This window comes from Chitinophaga rhizophila (assembly GCF_019492185.1).
Classification (GTDB): Bacteria; Bacteroidota; Bacteroidia; order Chitinophagales; family Chitinophagaceae; genus Chitinophaga; species Chitinophaga rhizophila.
Genome location: NZ_JAICCF010000004.1, coordinates 750,282 through 771,790 on the forward strand (window position 1 = coordinate 750,282; position 21,509 = coordinate 771,790).

Below are 21,509 nucleotides of genomic sequence, written 5' to 3' on the forward strand. Positions count from 1 at the left end.
CAGGCCAGCCAGGAATGAGCGGATTTCTCCGCTCCCCCACTGATTATACCGGCGTCCTGAATTTGCTGGTTGCCTGTTTGAGGTAATAGCCTGTATGTGATCCCTCGTAATCGGACAGGTCATATGGTGTGCCTTCAAAAATCACCTGACCGCCTTTATGCCCACCTTCTGGTCCCATGTCAATTATCCAGTCAGCATTTTTGATGACATCAAGATTGTGTTCTATCACGATCACGCTATTACCACCATCTACCAACCTATCCATCAGCGTGATCAGTTTACCGGTATCTGACATATGCAATCCCGTCGTAGGCTCATCCATCACATAGATACTTCCTTTTTTGTGTAGCTCACTAGCCAGTTTGATTCGCTGACATTCCCCGCCAGACAGCGTACTGAGTGGCTGTCCAAGGGTAAGATATTCCAGTCCGACATCCATCAGCGTCAACAATTTCTTTACGATCTCTTTGATAGTGAAGAAGGCATGTGCTTCTTTGACAGTCATTTCCAGTATTTCGGAGATATTTTTACCATTTAGCCGGTAATTGAGGACATCTTCGCGGTATCGCTTACCCTGGCAGATCTCACAGGGCGTCTTTACGGCCTCCAGGAACGCCAGATCGGTATAGATGACACCCGTGCCCTGGCAATTCTCACACGCGCCTTTGGAGTTAAAGGAAAACAGGGCAGCATCTACGTTATTTGCAGCGGCAAAGGCTTTCCTGATCTGATCCATCACACCGGTATATGTCGCAGGGTTAGACCTCGAAGATGTTCCTACAGCGGATTGATCTACCACAATCGCTTCCGGGTGTTTGGCCAGGAATGCATGATGTATCAGCGAACTCTTACCTGAACCTGCTACACCGGTTATTACTGTAAGAATGCCGGCGGGGATATTGACGGAAACATTCTGCAGGTTGTTATGGGTGGCATGTGCCACAGCAAAATGCCCCGTCGGAGTACGGTATTTTTCTTTAAATGAGAAGGCATGATTCATGAACTTACCAGTCAGCGTATCCGCCGCGAGTAATCCTTCGAGATCCCCTTCGTACATGATACGTCCTCCTTTCTCGCCCGCCATCGGTCCTACGTCAACAATATGATCCGCAATCCTGATCACGTCAGGGTCGTGTTCCACCACGATGACCGTATTACCTTTGTCCCTGAGCAGCGTCAACAATGCATTCAGCCGGTATACATCTCTAGGGTGCAAGCCAACACTGGGTTCATCAAAAATGTACAATACATCAATCAGGCTACTGCCCAGGTGTTTGACCATTTTAACCCTTTGCGATTCTCCGCCTGACAGTGTATCTGTTGGTCTGTCAAGACTAAGATAACCTAGTCCCATATCTACCAGATGCTGCAAACGTTCCGTAAGTGTGGCGATCATCGGCTGGGCCACAGGATCATTAATGCTTTGCAGTAACGGGATAAGTTCTTCAACTTCCATCGCCGACAATGCCGCAATATTGTGTCCTGCAATCTTACAGGACAGTACCTCCTGATTCAATCTTGCGCCCTTACATTGTGGACACACCCCATATTCGAGATAGGCGGATACCATCTTCTGCGTCCGTTCAGACAACGTTTTGATATCCCGTTTGATATACGAACGGTTGAACTTTTCGATGATACCTATATAAGTGGCATTCATCGTACCATTGCCAATCTGGAGTTTGAACTTCTTCGGAGGACTGTATAACAACAGATCCATTTCTTCCTGCGTATAGTCTTTCAGTTTTTTATCCAGGTCGAAGTAGCCGGTATTGGCATACATTTCCTTCTCCCACGTAGCGAAACCGGGCACCTGTAAAGCACCTTCCCTTAATGACTTCTCAGGATCGTAAAACTTACTGCCATCAAATCCCAGCTTCTGCCCCAATCCATTACACTCAGGACACATACCCTGCGGGTCATTAAACGAAAACACATTAGAATAACCCACAAAAGGTTGTCCTATGCGCGAAAACAATAACCTTAATACCGGAGAAATGTCCGTAACAGTGCCCATCGTGGAATGTGAACCTCCGCCTAACCGTTTCTGGTCTACAACAATTGCCATACTCAACTTCTCAATAGCATCAGCATTAGGTTGCGGATAGCGCGGTAACAGATTTCGTATGAACATACTGAAATTCTCATACAATTGCCGCTGGGCTTCATTGGCAATTGTGTCAAATACAATAGAGGACTTTCCTGAGCCGGAAACACCAGTAAAGATGTTAATCTTTCTTTTGGGCAAACGGATGTCGATGTTTTTCAGATTGTTCTCACGTGCACCGCGTATTTCGATGTATTCCTGGGTCATGGCGTTAAAATTTATACGTTAAGAAGAGCGTGAAGATTATCCGGAAAAGAGGGGGCAAAAGTATTATTTTAATTATAACCATCAACAGGTAATATCGACTTTCTTTTCATGTTCGCAGATATACGATATTGCCAAGGAATGTCACCAGCCGTTTCATGGCTCTATCATATTGATAAACATCATCCGATTTCTCAAGAGCCGGAAAATATTACACGGACGGGAGGTTGACATTTAAACCTGAAAAGACTATGTTTGTACATACAATACATACAAATGTACAAACATAGTTATATTTTACTGATCCTGGCCTGCTGCTATTCGTGCGTAGCGCCCAAAGAGAACCTGTTAAGATATGCCGATCCAGGTATTGGCACTGCTCACAGCAGGTGGTTTTTCTATACACCGGCTGCCGTACCTCATGGCATGGCGAAACTGGCACCTTCTACTAACGGGCACTACGGCAATCCCAGTGGATGGGAAGCGGTAGGGTATGACACCAGGCACACGTCTATTGAAGGATTTGCGCATTTCCATGAATGGCAGGTTGGTGGCGTGGTCGTAATGCCAGCTACCGGACAGCGATTGCTGACTCCCGGTGAACTGGAAGATGCAGAAAAAGGGATTAAAAAAGGTTACCGCTCCTCTTTTAATCATAAAACAGAAGTTGCACAACCGGGGTACTACAAGGTTGAGCTGGACGACTATCATATCACCGCAGAGCTTACCGCAACTGAGCGGGTAGGCTTCCACAGATACACCTTTCCGGCCGGCACGGATTCCAGGATTATACTGGACATTGGCAATAAACAGGGAGAAAGCGGTGAAGTGCTGGATGCAGAAGTGCATATGACCGATGAGACCCATTTTGAAGGGTTTGTAACTACCTATCCTGCCTACATCAGGCAATATGACCCTAAAGGCAGTATCTCTATGTATTTCTATGGAGAGATCAGTAAACGTCCGACGGCAGTTGGCGCATTTAACGCCGGCAATGTACGTCCCGATGTAAAATCCAGTAGTGGTAAAGGTGCTGGCATTTACCTCGAATTTCCTACCACCAGCCAGGAAACTGTGGAACTGAAGGTTGGTCTGTCTTATACCTCCGCGTCTGAGGCACAAAAAAACCTGATAGCCGAGGCTACCGGACTTGATTTCAACAAAGCCCGTAAGCGCGCACAGGACACCTGGCAGCGTGAGTTCAGTAAACTGACGGTAGCAGGAGGAGATGTGAAAGACAAAACAAAATTCTATACTGGCCTGTATCATGCATTGCTGGGCCGCGGCATCATCAATGACGCCGGACAGCCAAACCGTTATAATACAGACGCTATATGGGGTGCATTCTGGAACCTGACGCAGCTGTGGGCACTCTCCTACCCTGAGCGCTACAATGACTATGTACGTTCTCAGCTGGATATCTATCGTAACAGAGGTTGGTTTGCAGATGGGGTATCCAATGGTCATTTTACGTCAGGAGTGGGCACAAACTTCGTGGGACTGGCCGTTGCTGCTGCTTATCAATGCGGCATCCGGGACTATGATACTGCACTTGCTTACAAAGCTATCAAAGCGAACGAGATTGATGACCTCAACAGACCGGTAGGTTCAGGTAAACTCGACGTTGGTATCTTCAACAAGCTGGGATATGTTCCACTTCTCGAAGAAGATAAGACTGACAGTACCGGATCCCGGTTTTCCGCATCACACACATTGGAATACAGTTACAGTGCATTTGCAGCCGCGCAGATGGCAAAAGCAATGGGAAAAACCGCTGACTACAATTACTTCATTGATAAATCCAATGGCTGGAGATTGTTATTTAATAACGACACTAAGCTGATTCAACCGAAGACAGCAGCGGGTACATTTATTGAAAATTTTGACCCAATGCAGCCCTGGCGGGGATTCCAGGAAGGGAATGCGGTACAATATACTTTCTACGTACCGCAGAATCCTGCCGGCCTGATTGCAGCCATGGGAAAGGAGGAATTTAATACCAGACTGGATAGAATATTTACCAATGCACAGCAAAACAGCTTCGGAGGAGGTAAAACGATCGATGCATTTGCCGGCATCAATGCCAGTTATAATCACGGAAATCAGCCCAATCTACACATCAGCTGGTTATTTAATTATTCCGGCAAACCATGGCTTACGCAGAAGTGGACACGCGCTATCTGTAACGAATTTTATGGCACAGAAAGCATCCACGGCTACGGATATGGGCAGGACGAAGACCAGGGGCAACTGGGTGCCTGGTATGTAATGAGTGCCCTGGGACTATTTGATGTAAAAGGACTTACAGACCTGCGTCCCGCGATTCAACTGGGTAGTCCGCTATTTGAAAAGGCCACTGTTACCCTCGGCAATGGCCGGAAATTACACATCATCACAAAAAATAACAGCAAGGAGAATGTCTATGTGCAGGCAGCAAACTTCAACGGACAGCCGCTGCAACATGCATGGTTGTACAGAGATGAACTGATGAAAGGTGGAACACTGACGCTGGAAATGGGTAGTTCGCCGAACGAGCAATGGGGTCAGGAGCCACCGCCTTCCATACAATAATCCTTTAACGGATACACTTTCTCAATAGTTGTTCATGAAGGAATGCTCATATTGAAAGTGTCCGCCTAGACGACCTTTGCGTTCCTGATTGTTTGAATTTTGCATGTTTTGCACTTTTTAAGGTGTAAGCCTATTTCAAGGATATCATTACAGCATTACATGCCAACTAAATATTCTAACGACATGTACAGAGATCTCAGGATTATTTTTTCACTTGTATAGGTATATTAGGACTAGACATCGTACAAATCTTCATCATCCTACGTTCATCTTACGTTCTCAAACGTAGGATGAACGTAGGATGAACGTAGGATCACCCCAAAAAAAACAAACGCCCCATTATCACTTTCTATATCTCTCACACCACGATATGGCGTCCTGTGCACACGTTTTGGCGTCCTATGGACATGGATCAGCATTGAAAAAAGAAATGTGCTACTTTTGTTTTAACAATTCCGCTCAACAGGCGCACACCTTCAGCAGAACATAACAGTACACTGCGATTGGCCGCCGACGGAATTGCTCACCACACTTGTGATGTAACTATTTTCGTTAACACCAGACATTTAAATTAATAACACGTGACTGATCAAAACATATACTTCGATGTAAATAAGCAACTATGGAACAATAAGACGGCGGTGCATATGAAATCCGCTTTCTATGACCTGGCTGCGTTTAAGGCAGGTAAAACTTCTTTGAATGAGATTGAACTTGAGGAGCTGGGAGATGTATCTGGTAAAAAACTGCTTCATCTGCAATGTCATTTCGGTATGGACACCATCTCCTGGGCTAAACGTGGTGCTGAAACGACCGGTCTTGACTTCTCTGACAAAGCCATTGATGCAGCAAAAGAACTAGCTGTGGAGATGGGCGTTAACAGTCAATTTGTGTGTTCTAACGTGTACGATGCAGGCCAGCACCTTAGCGAGAAATTTGATATTGTGTTCACATCGTACGGCACGATCGGCTGGCTGCCCGACCTTAACAGATGGGCCGCTGTCATTGCGGAACGACTAAAGCCTGGCGGCGTTTTCTATATGGTGGATTTCCATCCGGTAGTATGGATGTTTGATGATACGTTTTCTTACTTTAAATATTCCTATTTCAATACCGGGTTGCCTATAGAGGAGGAAAATTCCGGCACCTATGCGGATAGGGACGCTGATCTCAGGGATAAGGAATATGGATGGAACCATAGCCTCAGTGATATCCTGAACGCATTGATCAAAGCAGGATTGAATATCCGGCTGTTCAATGAGCACGCCACGTCGCCTTATGAGTGCTTCAGTAATATGGTGCAGACGGGGCCATCTTCCTATCAGATAGCTAAGATGGAAGATAAGCTACCTATGCTGTATTCTATTAAAGCAGTATACGAAAAATAGAGAGATGACCGGAATGGGACTGACAGTAGCGATAGCTCCATGAAACCGGCATATTTTACCGCCAACAGCTATACAAGGCTACCCTGGGGCGTTTCTGTAAGCACGCCGGTGTCCATGCGGTAGAGATGATGTGCAACATGGAAATATGCATCATCGTGGGTAATAGCGATAATGGTACGGCCTTCACTGATAAGCGAAGGCAGAATAATTTCATAAAACCTGCGGCGGAATACTGGGTCCTGATCTGCGGCCCATTCATCCAGAACCAGTACAGGCCTGTTCTCCATTAACGCTGCTATCAATGCCAGCCGTTTACGCTGACCTGCGGAAAGATTGATCGTTGAAAAAGTGCGCTCCTTCAGATCCACCTTATGTGCCATCTCGAAAAGCGCCAGGTAATGACGAAATTGCGAGATAGCCGGGTCTGATATACCATAGAGTTTATCAAAAAGGTAATAGTCGCTGAAAACAACAGAGAAACAACAGAGATAGTCAGATTTGTTTGCCGAAGTAATAGGATACCCATTGAGTAGTATCCGGCCTTCACTGACAGGCAACATCTGCAGCAGCACCTTGAGAAAAGTCGTCTTACCACTTCCATTACCTCCATGGATAAAGGTAATACCACCTTTTTCGACTTGCATGTTAATAGGGCCGAGTCTAAAAGGCGTATCCCCACCTTTACTTTCATAGGAAAAGGAAATATCCTGGTAGTGAAGAGACTGAAAGAGCGGAGGATCACTCACTACCGGTAGTTGGCTGATTGATTCCCCTGATGAATTTAGTTCATCTTTCATGTCTATGATCCGTGATGCGGCCACATTAGCCATCGCAACACCAGGAATCTGCATGAGGATTGTCTCAAGGGGCTTCAGAATAAATAATAAAAGGAATACAAGACGGGTGGTAAGCACCGGGTCTCCGTGCAACAAATAGTCTGAAACGCCAAAAAGGAAGCAGCCGATAAAGGAATAATAACTTAGTTGAACAAAGAAATTATTGTTAATCATACCAGTGATGCCTTTGCGATGGTAGAAAATGCTATCCGTTATGTCTTTCCGTATCTCTGACTCAAATATCTCGGATCCCTTTGCAGGATTAACCTTGATTTCCTTGAAACCACCCAGAATATACTCAAGGTGGCGTACAAAATGCTCTTCTGTATCTCTGGCTCTGGACAAGTGCGCCATAAAAGACCTGCGGTTGAGCAGGTAGAGCAGCAATCCGGCAAGAATCAGCAACATTGTCGCCAATAGTACCTGTACTGATAAGATACCAAGGTAAACGATACAGCAGGAAAAAACAATAATAGCGCTGATCAGCTCTACAATGCCGAGGCAGCACTCAGACAGGACCACGACATCACGCGTGAGACATGCATATATCCTGCTCTGTTTGTCGCTGATAGCGGTGTAGTCTGAACCCACGATCCGTTGCGTCATCTCAAGACGGATAGCGCCAAGTTGCTGCTGGGTAAACCGGATAACGGACCCTGACAATAACCTGGTGGATACGACAAAGATGAGCAACAGACCTGCAAAGTACAATGCATCATTTGTACCACTGGCAGCGCTGCTGGGGGCCAACTGATTGTTGATGGTGATCAGCAGCCCGCTGCTGGCTATACCAGAGATACAGCCAGCTACTGCAAAAGTCAGAAATTTCCTGAAATGGACTTTGAAGAGCAGATGATATAGTGCCATGTTTACGCTATAATGATTAATTGAGTGACTGACCAATATTCAGCTGCTCGGATCTGTCGAAATAATACCTTGCCACTGCAATGTCGAAGATGGCCATACCCATGGGGTTAAACATCACTACACTGTCTGCGGCATCGTCCAGCACAGCATTATCCAGCAGACACTGACTGATATTGAACGTCTGATCTTCGGTAAGGCCATGTTGCAGATGCATCTGCTCAACATCAGTATTTTCGCGGCAGATCTCCTCCCAGTCATCTACCACCATTCTGTCTACATGCTGCAGAAATGACGGTTCGTAATCCCGAAGCGAGACATTCAGATGCAGGGTGCCTTTTGAAGGTATGCTGTTTATATATCTACCGGAAGAGACCGTGCAGGTAATGAATATTTTACTATTTTCAAACGCTGTTTGCCAGTCATCGCAGATTATCACCTTTGATTGCAGATGAGCAGGAATACTCTGCAGATCAGGTTGGCGAAGGTCGAAGATATAAATGTGCTTTAACTGGTCTCCCCATAGCGCATCTATCATCGACAGATGCATCCTGCCGATGGGACCAAAACCAATAATACCGAAACTGAGGTTGTCACAGGTATTCAGTGACAGATATTTCCGGATTACCGCACCGGTGACTGCTGCAGTACGGATAGCACTTACAGCGCCGGTATTCAGGATGGCAAACGGAATACCGGTATCCGCCTCATTGAGTATAATCGTTGCATGAGCGCGCGGAATCTGTTTTTCTATATTTCCCGGAAAACTGGCAATCCATTTAATACCAGCGGTATTGATATTGCCGCCAACAAACGCAGGCATAGCGATGATCCTGTTTTTAAGATTTCGGTATCTGAGATATGGCTTTACCGGCTGACTGGTCTCACCTTCTCTTAATAACGCTGATGCTTGCTGTACAACATCGGCTAGTCCATGCCAGTCTGTTCCTATTTCTCTGATGTGCTGTTCACTAAGATATTTCATGAATCAATTTATTGCTTGAATGAATTGTCTTTTCAACCCAGCTGGTGTTATACACAGTATCCAGGTAGGCATTGCCCTTATCAGGACATATAATAAGCGCCGGCTTGCACTCATGACCATGTTCATGGAGATACTTTCTGGCCGCGGCATATACAGCTCCTGTAGAAGCTCCTCCGAAAATCATCTCTTGCTGTAATAGCTGCTGACATCCTTCTATGATCTCCTCCTCAGGCAGGATCATGTAGTCGTCAATTTCCGCTGAGCGGATCATTGTAGAATGCTGACTGGACCCGATACCAGACAAGTGACGTACACAAGGTTTATTCTGGAACACCATGGAGCCTTCCACATCTACACCAATGATGCGGATATTGGGGAATTTTTCCTTTAGTCTGCGGGATACTCCGGTAATCGTACCACCGGTACTGACACTGATAAATGCATAGTCAAGTTCCGTAAACCGGTCACAGATCTCCTTTCCCAGCGAGTGATAATAACTCAGGAAGTTGTCTTCATTTTCGTATTGATTGGGATGATAGGAACCGGGGTATGCAGCCAGTAGCTCCTTCAATATTGCCAGTCTGTTTAACAGGAAGCCTCCGGAGGAATCTCGGTGTGTTACCTTGATCACATTATAAGATAAAAGACGCATGAGTTTTTCCTTCTCATCAGCGGTGTTGGCATCTATGATAGGGATGAACCTCAGATTCAGTTTTCTGCAGATAGCAGCGAGCGCAATACCAAAATTCCCGGAGCTGGATTCTATCACTACCGTCTCAGGACGTATAAGATTTTTCTTGATTGCACTTTTGAGAATGTAACAGGCGGAACGGTCTTTGACGCTACCCATAAAATTCTCAAATTCCAGCTTCGCAAAGAGATTACAGCCGCTGTTTTCCAGCTGAATACAGGGTGTGTTACCTATTCGCTGTTCAATTTTTTCTATTGCGGATAATAAAGTCATTCTGTTAAAGATTAACGTGGTGTATAACTATTGCAGATTCGTTTCCATCACAGCTACATTCGATTCTGCATAACGTAAGAAGTGGTCATTCATGATCTCAAGGCGGTTAATAATTACCTCTGCCGGTTCATGGATGGTAGTGATGCGAAACCATGCCTGTCCGTTTTCCTGTGGCATGCCGAATACGTTGCCTGGCAATATGCCAAGTCTGGCCCCGTTTAACGTCTCACGAAACAGGACATCGCAGCTACCTCCGAACAAAGCGGGATTAGCTTTCGCAAATATGACATTGCCGATATTGCCGTTGACCACTTCACTGATCAGCGGTAATTGCTGCATAGCAGTGACTATTTTAGACATACTGTCTGCCTGCACTTTGTTACTATGATGCACCATTCGTTTATAGTGCTCAAACAAGCCGTTATCCAGGATGCCATCGAGTACCTTCTGTACATCCATTTTTACATTCCAGCCAGCGAGGAAAGTGTCCATCAGTGCAATATCATCAGCGACCAGCGGGGTTTGGTCTAACATCTTTTTGCGAAATAAAAGGTCCATAGCAAATACCAGGCTGGTGTGATTGTTATGGGTATTGTTGAACAGCGACGCGTAATACTGGTAAGCCTGTTTGATACGCGGGTCGCCTATCATATATCCCATACGTAGTCCGGAAAAGAACGGTCTGTCTTTGCTGGCACCGAAGACCTTGAAAAGATAGTCTGGTGAATCAGTCAGGCAGAATATCTCAGGGTTGAGCATCTCTTCGTCCCAGATGGTTTCTTGGTAGATATTATCTACGATCAGGTACACCTTTTTCTCCTGGCAGGTTTTAACGATATCAGCCAGCGTCTGCAGATTCTCTGGTTCATAGGTACTCTGAGCAGGGTTATTAGGATAGGTCAGCACCAGCGCAATAGTATTTTCATCTATTGCAGCTGCCACTTCTTCTACCGTAGGCAGGAAGTCGTTTTCTGGTTTTGTGAGCAGATACTTACTTTTACCACCATGTGCGTTGACGATACCGTCATAAACACTATAGTTCGGAACACAGAGCACGACGTCTGGACGGCCAGGGAATCTTGGGCGTTCCATATCGAAGATAGATTTCAGGAGACTGCCCATTACACCGGTAGTACCCATACCTGAGCCTACAGCCAGCGTTTCCAGATCAACACCTTTGGTAAGAACGGAAGAAGCAACAGAAGGATAGTTCTTACTAAGCCACTCATTATACTGACGAACCCTTTCCGTCTCGAGTGCCTTTACTAATTTACCGAGTTCATATGAACCATCCGGAGCACCGTAGCCGTAGGAAGGTTTGAAGATGTCTTCCACGATACCGGAATTAATGACTTCTCCATAGATATCGCGATTGAAGTTAACGAGGTCGAGGTAATCACACTGCTGATAAGCTGCAATTGTAAATGCATCAATCAGCCGGGTGTACATGTCATTACTAAGATATTGCATAAAGAGGTTTGATTTTATTGTAAGGTTGCTAGTTGTTCGGGAACATTGTATAAGTGAGTTTTCGGACAGGGATGCCCAGCAGCTGCCTCACTTCTGCAAGTGATTTATTCAGCAGAGGATCGGGATCAAAGTCTTCCAGCGAACATAGACCCGTTGTAGCCTTGGCTAAGCGGACTGCGTCGGAGAAGATATCTACTTCAGCTTTTGTCAACCTGAATTTGCCCGGGTACAGGTATCGGCTGACAAATTTGAAACAGGCTACTTCCAGTTTTTTCAACTTGGGTACACTTCCCATTGTAAATCCGATAACAAATGCTTCGTCAGCATTGGTAAGTCCACGGCCAAGCAAACAATGTATAAAGTCGTGTCGATAAAGCGTCACAGCACCGGATAAAGGGAGCGGCGATGCAGGATTTTCAATCAGTTTAACGATCCATGGTATATGCGTATCAGGTGTGATAGCATACATCTTCATGTATCGTGCGTAAGCTGCTGTTAACGTTAATTGGCCATCGTCCTGCCATGGGTCAACATTTCTGTGGATAATTACAGGCTGAGATGGGGTTAGGTTTCCAGATTCCATTTCGTTATTTCATTATGGTGGATAATTACTTTAATTGCCAGTCATGGATGTCAACTGGTCTTCTGATACTTCCAGCAAATAGTATTTATCAATTTCAAGTAAAATATTTCCTTCAACGTCAGCAATGACTATATCAGTTTCAATCCCACCTGCTGCACTACGGCTTGTGGCATGACAATAGTATTGCGCAGGCAGCGGCCGGTAATGTCTGATGGACCTGAATTGAAACGGCGCCAGCATTGGATTGTCAAGTAACAGCGTAATGGCTACATCCAGCAATGCAGGATGCAACAGGTAGGTATCGACATCCGATACGAATGCGGGATCGAGCGATAGCAGCGCAATTCCTTTGTCGGCACTTCTCCATACCTGGCGGTATACATCCAGCCACCTTCTGCCGAAGGCAAGCTGATAGGCAACATGGGCATCTGTTGCTACACCGGTCTGCTGCTCATGGGATGCCATTGTTTGATAAACAGTCTTACATGCTGCTACATCAAACTTTAAGTCGGTGTTTCCTACTACCCGGGCCGCAGTTCCCGTAACATGAACAGCACTGTTACCATCTGAGCGCAGGCATGTGATGGAGAATGTTGCCTGATCTGCATCACCGGTGAACAAAATCCGGAGCTTCGCTTCCTCATCCGGCTGCATCAGCAAGGGCTGAGATATAGTAAGTTTGGTAATTTCAATGGCAAACCAGTGGAAATAAAGTCTGCAGGCAGCAAAGGCTAGTTCCAGAAATCCAGTTGCCGGCAAAGCAGAAAATTGTCCGATACGGTGTTCCCTCAGCATCCAGTGATGCTTTGCAGACAATGTCATTTCAAACGTGCATTGATCTTTTCCCTGACGAACGTACGAAGGAAAAAAGACCTGTTCTGCTGCCGCTGTATCAGCTAGTGATCTGTCCATGGATTTATTTGTTTAAAGCATCCTTTATCTGGTTCAAAACATATATTTTAGTAGTCATTAACCCATAAAAAAACTATACAATGAAATTCCTGTTCTTCAATGCCCCTGTGTTGTTTCGTAAACCTGCCCAGCCAGCACACCAGCAACTATTTGAGACCTTCTTCCGTATCTACCATCATCATCCTCAGTTGTTTCCGTGGGTGCTTCCGTCTCCGCTTTCAAAAAGAGGATTATTGTTCACCGGTTTTAGAAGTGATACATTCAGGAAGTACTCCGGCCTGGAAATCGGGCTACTGACCGGCAGCTACTTCGGGTATGTCCGACTTCCCGGGGCTTTACCCGGCGGTGAAGGCTTCGTGAATACCGGTATTCATCATTTAGCATTTACTTACCTGCAGGGTTATAAAAAGCATTTTTTAACAATCAGAAAGTCTGCTGATACGCACCTTCATCTAATCGACAGTGACTCAAGAAAATCGGCTAAAGGGCTCCATCACTTTACCAGTTTTAATTTTTACGACTATTCATTGTTTGTAGAGGAGATTTGCTACTGCCTTCATCACTATCTGACTGAGAAGAAAAAGATGAATACACCTTTTCAATATCCCGCTGATGTTGAGCAGGTAGTTCGTCTTGCAGAGGAGTGACCGTTAAGTCTTCCTCTCTCTCAGCTTGCTTTTTCCAGTTATTCTTGAAAAGAAATAATGCAGGATAGATCCACCACAACATGAAGAATGATAGTATCATAAGGCTATAAATACCAATATGCAAGGACATACCTAGTACCGCAAGCACCTTATGCGTACGACGGAAAAGGAATGCAAAGAAGAAGCCCACTTCAACAATGCCGGTGTATACACCAATGACATGATATACTTCTCTGTATTGCGTCATGAACTGCCCCAGTCGGGTGCCAAACATCATAGTGGCATAATAACTTGTTTGTCCGGAGGTAAACCATTCAACGCCGGAGTTGAGTAGCTTAGAAATACCGGTTTGCAGATAGAGTACTGCGATAAATATCTGCATGAATGCAATAGCAAAAGATGCGGCTTCTCGCTGCGCCTTATCAGATATATAAATACGTTTACGCATCCAGCTATCCAGCGAGTAATGCCTGGAAGTATCCACACAGGATAGTGCAATCGAGAAGAAATGCAGATGTGTAATATACGCGAGCCAATAACTATCGTTCGCAGCAATGTAGCCGTTTAACAGGAAAAATGACACCGTCAGCACTACCATACTGACACGGGTAAAGAGACCTGCCAAAGTAAACAGTCCGCCTACTATTGCAACACTTTTCAGTATCAGGAATGCAGTTGGTCCTAGCGCTGGAAGGAAAGGGAAGATAGCATCCTGCCGGTGCAGGAAGCTGCTGGTTAGTCCGTAAAAACTACTGTCATAATCGCCCCAGATCAGTAATACCAGGCAGATGACACTTATGGATATGCGCAATGCGGCGAGACGTTCCCATACAGCGGGTTGATGGAAAAGAAAATACGCCAGTTTGCCTGAAAGCTTCTTGATCATAAATGTATGGCTTAGGATTGCTGGTGATAGGAATAAATCAGTTTACGGTTCACTGGCTCGAGTTTTTGACCGTACCGGTACAGATCCAGGTCGTAGTTGTAAATGAATACCTCCATGCCCGTAAAATGACTTCCCGGCGTCGGTCTTGCCGATGGAAGTATTTCATCAAACTTTCCCCAGGGAGCGGTATTCAGGTGATCAAGCAGAATCCGGCACAGCTGTACCTTTGAACTTTCATTATTACCGTCAAAGACATCGCTCATCAGTACGGGCGTTCTGTAGTACTCAATAGGGATGGCATTTCCCGGTAGGACAAGCTGCTTATTTCCTTTGCTGTCATACAACCAGATCATAAATTCATCAATCTTGGGTTGCATCATTCTATTAAACATGTTGTATGAGCAGAACGGCCAGCTATTTGTATTTCGGATAGTGTGTGACACCTGAATTACAAAAAAGGCTACCATACCAGTGAACAACATGATTTTTGTGGTGTGCTTCATGGATGTTTCGTTTACATTATAAGCTACTATTTCGCCAGGGCCTTTTTACTGCTGATACATTGTTCCAGCTCGATAACGGAAGGATTCAGAAATATATCTTCCAGCGTCAGTGCGATACCAAATTCCTCTTTCAGCAAGCCAATAAGCCTGATGGCCCGGATGGAATGGCCGCCGGCTTCAAAAAAGCTGACTCCAGGACTTACATTTTCAGATTCGAGTACCTGCTGGAATACCCGGAGAACGTTTTTCTGTCCGGCTGTCAAATCGGTATCCATTTCTGTGTTACCGACGGGGAGTATGGAAAGCAATTCAGTTTTATTATTCTTTCCTGATTCCAGTACTGGGATTTTATCTACCACTACAATTCTTGCAGGAATCATGTAGGAAGGAAGCAATTGCTGCAGTCTTCTTCGCAGGCGCAAGGGAGTGAGATTAGATACCGCTGGCGAGGTCAGACTAGCGGAATGGTCAATCCATACGCAGGGGTCATAATATGTTGCTCGGTCGCAGGTCAGGTCTACATGTACCGGCTGAAGCGCATCTTTGATAAGGTAACTGCCATCGTTCTCAAACACAACACCGGTCCATCCTTCCCATTGCACCAGGGAGCCTTCCACATGTTGTGACTTTTCTGAGGTACCGATGATCTTTCCACCAATAGATTCATGTAGTCTTATCCATTTATCTTCGCTCCTGTCCTGAGCGTCACGTAGCGCTGCATATGCATCTATTGGTATTTCCTGCCGGTCTACCTTATCTATCGGGCGTAAAGCAACCAGCAGGTGCCGGAATCCTTCCCTTGAGGCGATTCGCTTGAAGCCGTCGATTATATGGCGGCTAACACCGCCCACCCAAGAGAATGAGGCAGCTGCCACTCCCGCGAGAATAACTAATGTATCTGGCGTGTCTCCCGCTTCTGCGCCAAGTACGCCTCTCTCAAGCGCATCATCCCAGCCGCCCGGCAGGTCAGCGACAGTACCATTCCAGCGGACCGGTACCGCATTGCCTACGGCAGCGATGGCACCCTGGTTATCAGTGATTACCAGCTGAAGTTCCGGAAACAGCTGATAAAGCCTATGCCAGTAATTCTTAATGACCGTGGCACCCTTGAAATACTCGGGCCAAGCGCCGGTATGTAATGCATCTGCATATCGCTTCAATTCAGGACGCTGGGCTATTGTGAACAGGCGTAAAGCATTATTTTGTCTTTCCGCCAGAAGTGTGCATGCATCATCCAGCTCAACAGCGGTAGTCAACGTTTCACCCGCGTTACCGCTAGCAGTAACTACCGCAGCCGCATTACGCACTCCCGGAATTTTTGATAATGCAGTCTCTACTTCATCCAGCTCAATCCTGTTGCCATTGAGCTTGACCTGGTTATCCAACCTGCCCTGGATGACAAGGTTACCATCTGATAGTAAAACACCCCTGTCACCAGTACGGTACAAGCGGTCACCGAAGCCATCATTGAATGGATTGGGAATAAAGGCATTATCTGTCTGGGCAACATTCCCGAAATATCCTTTGGCAAGTCCGAATGAGGAAATCACCACCTCACCCGCTACGTTTGGCGCACAGCTATTCATATGTCGGTCAACCACATAGATAGCGGTATTTGCTACCGGCTTTCCTACCGGCATAATGTCAGCCGTAGTACTTTGTGCACAGTCATAGCTGGCAGCGTCAATAGTGATTTCTGTAGGGCCATAGTGATTATATAGCCCACATTTGAATACGCTAAAGAATTTGTCACGAAGAGCAGCGGTCATAATCGCTCCACCACAGATTACATACCTGAGCGAGACGGGATAGTCAAATACACCGGTGGCGGCAGCTGTGACAAATTCGCTAAGCAGCAGTGGAACAAACTGTATAAAGGTCACCTGATGTTTATTTATACATCCTCCCAGCGCAGCGATATCTTTATTAGTACTATCAGATATAATAATGCGGGCACCAGACAATAATGGCAGGAATATTTCCAGCATTACGGCATCAAAAACGACCGGTGTGTGGAACAGTACGCTATCGGTAGTGGTTAGCGGATATTGTTGCATTGTGGACAACATGATATTCAGTAGGCCCTGGTGTCTGACCTCTATCGCTTTGGGAACACCTGTGCTACCGGAAGTAAATATGATGTACACAACATCATCCAGTTGCCAGGCTACCGGCTTAACAGCTGGCACAATAGTGTTTAATGCCAACCTCTTTGTAGCAATATCTGTATATTTCCCGGTCAGCAATGCAAAAACGTCCGGTGACAGAATACTGGCATCGTAAAAGATATCAGCCATATCAACCATCTGCATGATGGTATCCATACGACCGGCAGGGTATTCCTTCGTAAGCGGAATCCAGGTTGCACCAGCCTTCAGAATACCAAGGATGACACCAATCATTTCAAAGGAAGGTGCTAACAGGACGCCCACTTTACTGCCTTTTACCACTCCTTTGTTTTGCAGATAAGCGGTTACTTTTTCTGAGAATACCCGGATTTCTTCAAATGAATAGATTTGTTCATTGTGTACAATAGCCGTCCCTGCACCCTGCCGAATGAGATTGTCAGTAATCAAATCTGCCAGGGAGTCAGCAGGCAATGGAATACGAGTGCCCGTAGCAGACAAAGGCTTTTCTTCCAGCAGATATGTCCTGAGGTAATCAGCCGGAGTTTTTATTGCCTGTTTCAGCAGCGTGAGGTACCACCGTAGGAAGTTGGCCGCTGTCTCTTCCCTGAAGAGATCTGTATTATAGCGGATGGACAGTTTCATGTAGTCCACAGTATGGTCCACCTGCATCGTAAAGTCGAAAACAGATGTATCTTCTTCAAACAGTTGTACATTATCTGCTTCGTACATTTTCACTTCCATGCCATCAAACTGATAGGCCAGCTTTTCAAACGAGGTCTCATCATTCTGAACGCCAAAGAATACAGATATGAACCTGGATTTAGAGAAATCACCGGTATGTTTCAGCAATTCCAGTACTTTATTGAATGGATAAGAGTGATGATCATATGCCTCCAGGGATACTTTTCTCACCTGATCCAGTAATTGCTGGAAGGTAGCGCTATCATCTACCTGGCTACGGATAGGAATAGCAGAAGCAAATAATCCGACGATAGGCTCCAGCGAAGGGTGATCGCGGTTAAAAATGGGTGTACCGACAACGATATCATTCTGACCAGTGATACGGAACAGTAATAATTTCAATACTGACAATAACAGTATCTGGAGCGTCACATTATTGGCTTCCTGGAAACGGGTCAGGTCTCTTCTGGTATCTTCATCGATCAGCTGAAATATTGTCCGCCCATTGAATGTCTGCCTCACGGAGCGTGGAAAGTCCAGCGGCAATTCCAAAGGAAGTGGAAGCGTCTCGAACTGCTGCAACCAGTATGTTTTGTGATGATCAAGGCTACCATCATTCAACCGGGTATGCATCCATTCAGACCAGTCATAATAGTTAACCGACAACGGTGTCAGTTCCGGGTGCAGGCCCTTGCTAAGCTGGTTATATAACTGCTGGAGTTCTCTGAAGAAGATAAACGTAGAAAGCTGATCCCAGATAATGTGGTTAATTTCAAAGACAAAGATGTGGCGTTCTTGTTCCACCTTTATCAACCGGAATGTTGCTACCGGAGCTTTGGACAGATTCAGTGGTTTCCTGTATATCTCACTCAGAATTTTCTCTAAAGGCAGTTTCCAGTTCTGAGATCCGGAAATATCCACCAGGAAATCATCCATGGCTATATCCAGGTCATCTACAAGGGATACATGTGGAGTACCGAGTATCTCATGGAAGGCAGCCCTGAACACCTCATGCCTGTTTATCAGGATGTTCAGAGATTGCAGCAAGTGAGGCACGTTGACAATACCGTTCATCTCAAGCACCATCCCAACATTATAGAAGGTACTATCAGGGTTTAGTCTTAACATAAACCATTCAGGATATTGCACAGGGGAAATCTCGTAATGCTGTTTAGGCTGCTTCACCGGAATATCGGCTGTTTCGTCCGTGCGCAGCAGAGAACCTTCTTTTTCACTAATCACACTACCAAGGCCACGTATAGTCGGATTCTCGAATATATCGAGCAATACGAGATCCGCCCTGAAGTGTTTCTTAATTCTGCTCATCAGCTGTATGGCAGCAACAGAATGACCACCAAGCCGGAAGAAGTTATCGGTGACACCGAGCCTGTCAACAGACAATACCTCTTTCCAGATGCCGAGTAACACATGCTCTTCCGGAGTTCTGGGTTGTTCAGTACTTTCAGATTGGAAATCCATTTCTGACAAGGCCTTTCTGTCAATCTTACCATTAGCAGTCAGCGGCAGTCTCGACAACACATGAATGTTGGCAGGCACCATATAGGCCGGCAGCCAGGCAGACAATTCATCTTTCATCTGATCAGTATTCACGCCATCAGTATCAGACACAGTGATATAAGCACTCAGATATTTATGGCCCTGTGAGGTTGTATGATCAATCACAACAGCTTCCTTGACAACTGGTATTTTCAATAAGGCGCTTTCAATTTCACCTGGCTCAATCCTGTAGCCACTAATTTTCAGCTGAAAATCCTTCCTACCCCAGAAGTCCAATTGTCCGTCGCTACGGTATGAGCCAAGGTCACCTGTTCTATACATCCTGCGCGGAGTCGTGGTGAATGGATCCTGGAGAAACACTTCCGCTGTCTTCTCCGGGTTGTTGATATAACCTCTACCTACACCAACTCCAGATACAAGGATTTCGCCTTTTACTCCGACGGGACAGATGTGCATATGCTCATCAACCACATATATGTGCATATTCTGTACAGTACGGCCTATCGGAATAATCTGGTCTTCGGGAGGAGCCGTCAATAAGCTATGGGTGATATCATCGGAAGCTTCAGTAGGACCATAAGCGTTTACTACCGGTATACCGGGATTTGCTGCAAACCACCTGGAAGCCAGTTTATGTGGAAATGCTTCTCCCGTCGTAAGCAGGAAGGACAGATCCGGGAAAGATACCTGGCGCTGTTCCTGCGTATCACATATCAGTGAGAGATAGGAAGGAACAACCTCCAGGATAGTGATCCTGTCTTTCACTACCTGATCAACAAATTCGTTAATATCCAGGTTGGTATCTGTTGTGTAAATGACAGTAGATCCACCGGTAATTAATGACACAAAAAACTGCCAGACGGATATATCAAAAGTATGTGAGGCGTTCTGTGCTACTATGCTTTGTGGCGTAAGACCAAGATCATTAATTTTGGCAAACATGTGATTCATCATACCTGCATGTTCAACCATTACTCCTTTGGGTTTTCCGGTAGATCCAGACGTATAAATGATATACGCAAGATCACCGGCACTAGCTGTTACTGGAGGATTTTCAGGGGACAGCCCCGCTATTATTGCAGCTGCATCATCCATATGGATAACTGTTCCGTCAAACAGGCCGGCACTTCCAGTTATAAAGGCAGAACGCGTCATGAGTAATTTGCTGCCGGCATCCGTTAGAATGTCTGCAACACGCGCCCTCGGATAAGCTGTATCCAACGGAATATATGGCACACCGCATTTCCACAATGCAAGAATTACCTGCATCATTTCAATGGAACGCGGCAGCATCAGTCCGACGGGAGCTGTGCTGGCACCTAATTGCTGTTTAAGAAAGACAGCAATTCTGTTAACGTGTTCATTTAAGGCAGCATAACTTAACGACACGCCATCACACACCACTGCCCGGCTACCGGGCGTATTGGCAGCGTGCTGCTCAAGGTAGTGGGGAATCAGCTTTTCGACAGGAAATATGGTATTACGGCCTTCAAACTGCTGAATAAGCTGCTGCTGATCTTCTGCAGACAACAACTTAACGGTATTAAATGGCACGTTAACATCAGCCAATAACTGAGAAGTCACGTTTTCCCAGCATCGCAACAGCTGTGAGCACATCGCCTCGGGATATGACTCCGTAGAATAACTAATCCTGAGTAGTAACCGATTCTCCTGCTTCGAGACAATGACCTGTATCTCTTCTTCTGGCTCATCAATAACCGGGAGGTCATGGAGGTTATCCATGGCAATGGCAATATTAGTAGCCGGATGCAAGTGAGGAGACGCCAGACTATCTAATACATTTTTAAGGGGATAGTCCTGGTTATCGTACGCTTCTATCACAGTTTTACCGCATACCATCAGCAGCTCTCTGAAAGTAGTGGACAAGGAGATGTCATCAAAAAGAAGAAGGCTCCTGTTGAAGGTATCCTCGGTTGCCTTCAGTTTATTGACAGGAGAAGAAACTGTTATATGCGACTGCCTGAGAAATTTAGACAATAGCACTTTCCAGCTTGCTACCATCACGATGTAACAGGTAAGGTCTGCATTGTTGGATATCTTGAGTATTCTTTCCTGGAGTGTTGATGCAATTTCCCAGTCCAGAACATGCCTGGACGCTGGAGGCAACACACTGGTGCCATGGGCCGAAAGGCGTACAGGTTGCTCAATGGCTGCCAATTTCTTTAACCAGTATTCTTTCTGATTCAGAAATTTATTAGAAAATAACAGCAGTTCTTTATCAAAAGTATTTGTAATCATGG

At 45.7% G+C, this 21,509-nt stretch carries 12 protein-coding genes; 2 read left to right on the plus strand and 10 right to left on the minus strand.

What is annotated here, in order from left to right; genetic code table 11:
• Positions 1-43: 43 nt before the first annotated feature.
• Complete coding sequence (locus K1Y79_RS22825) at positions 44-2,314, minus strand: ATP-binding cassette domain-containing protein (protein ID WP_220252512.1); 2,271 nt, start codon at positions 2,312-2,314, stop codon at positions 44-46.
• Positions 2,315-2,587: 273 nt separating this feature from the next.
• Here K1Y79_RS22825 and K1Y79_RS22830 point away from each other — a divergent pair, with 273 nt between their 5' ends.
• Both K1Y79_RS22830 and K1Y79_RS22835 read left to right on the plus strand, forming a co-directional pair.
• Positions 2,588-4,882 carry a GH92 family glycosyl hydrolase gene (locus tag K1Y79_RS22830; RefSeq protein WP_220252513.1) on the plus strand — a complete coding sequence of 765 codons (2,295 nt, stop codon included), beginning with the start codon at positions 2,588-2,590 and terminating at the stop codon, positions 4,880-4,882.
• 581 nt (positions 4,883-5,463) lie between these two features.
• The gene (locus K1Y79_RS22835; protein ID WP_317197500.1) at positions 5,464-6,270 is read left to right on the plus strand and encodes a class I SAM-dependent methyltransferase; all 807 of its coding nucleotides are present in this window, start codon (positions 5,464-5,466) and stop codon (positions 6,268-6,270) included.
• Between the two features lie 68 nt (positions 6,271-6,338).
• Here K1Y79_RS22835 and K1Y79_RS22840 read toward each other — a convergent pair whose 3' ends face one another.
• The 9 genes from K1Y79_RS22840 to K1Y79_RS22880 all read right to left on the minus strand — a co-directional run bounded on the left by K1Y79_RS22840 (position 6,339) and on the right by K1Y79_RS22880 (position 21,507).
• The gene (locus tag K1Y79_RS22840) at positions 6,339-7,973 is read right to left on the minus strand and encodes a cyclic peptide export ABC transporter (RefSeq protein ID WP_220252514.1); all 1,635 of its coding nucleotides are present in this window, start codon (positions 7,971-7,973) and stop codon (positions 6,339-6,341) included.
• 16 nt (positions 7,974-7,989) lie between these two features.
• On the minus strand, positions 7,990-8,955 hold the full coding sequence (locus K1Y79_RS22845) for a 2,3-diaminopropionate biosynthesis protein SbnB (RefSeq protein WP_220252515.1): 966 nt from the start codon (positions 8,953-8,955) through the stop codon (positions 7,990-7,992).
• Positions 8,942-9,919, minus strand: a complete 978-nt coding sequence (sbnA, locus tag K1Y79_RS22850) for a 2,3-diaminopropionate biosynthesis protein SbnA (RefSeq protein ID WP_220252516.1) — start codon at positions 9,917-9,919, stop codon at positions 8,942-8,944. The genes K1Y79_RS22845 and sbnA overlap by 14 nt, the downstream gene beginning before the upstream one ends.
• A gap of 27 nt (positions 9,920-9,946) precedes the next feature.
• A complete protein-coding gene (locus K1Y79_RS22855; protein ID WP_220252517.1) occupies positions 9,947-11,389 on the minus strand; it encodes an aminotransferase class I/II-fold pyridoxal phosphate-dependent enzyme in 1,443 nt (480 codons plus the stop codon).
• A 28-nt stretch (positions 11,390-11,417) separates the two neighbouring features.
• Positions 11,418-11,972, minus strand: coding sequence for a ubiquinone biosynthesis protein COQ4 (locus tag K1Y79_RS22860; protein ID WP_220252518.1), 555 nt, complete (start codon positions 11,970-11,972; stop codon positions 11,418-11,420).
• Between the two features lie 30 nt (positions 11,973-12,002).
• On the minus strand, positions 12,003-12,884 hold the full coding sequence (locus K1Y79_RS22865; protein ID WP_220252519.1) for a polyketide synthase dehydratase domain-containing protein: 882 nt from the start codon (positions 12,882-12,884) through the stop codon (positions 12,003-12,005).
• A 507-nt stretch (positions 12,885-13,391) separates the two neighbouring features.
• Positions 13,392-14,417, minus strand: a complete 1,026-nt coding sequence (locus tag K1Y79_RS22870; protein WP_220252520.1) for an HTTM domain-containing protein — start codon at positions 14,415-14,417, stop codon at positions 13,392-13,394.
• Between the two features lie 11 nt (positions 14,418-14,428).
• Complete coding sequence (locus tag K1Y79_RS22875; RefSeq protein ID WP_220252521.1) at positions 14,429-14,920, minus strand: hypothetical protein; 492 nt, start codon at positions 14,918-14,920, stop codon at positions 14,429-14,431.
• Positions 14,921-14,946: 26 nt separating this feature from the next.
• Positions 14,947-21,507 carry a non-ribosomal peptide synthetase gene (locus tag K1Y79_RS22880; RefSeq protein WP_220252522.1) on the minus strand — a complete coding sequence of 2,187 codons (6,561 nt, stop codon included), beginning with the start codon at positions 21,505-21,507 and terminating at the stop codon, positions 14,947-14,949.
• Positions 21,508-21,509: the final 2 nt, after the last annotated feature.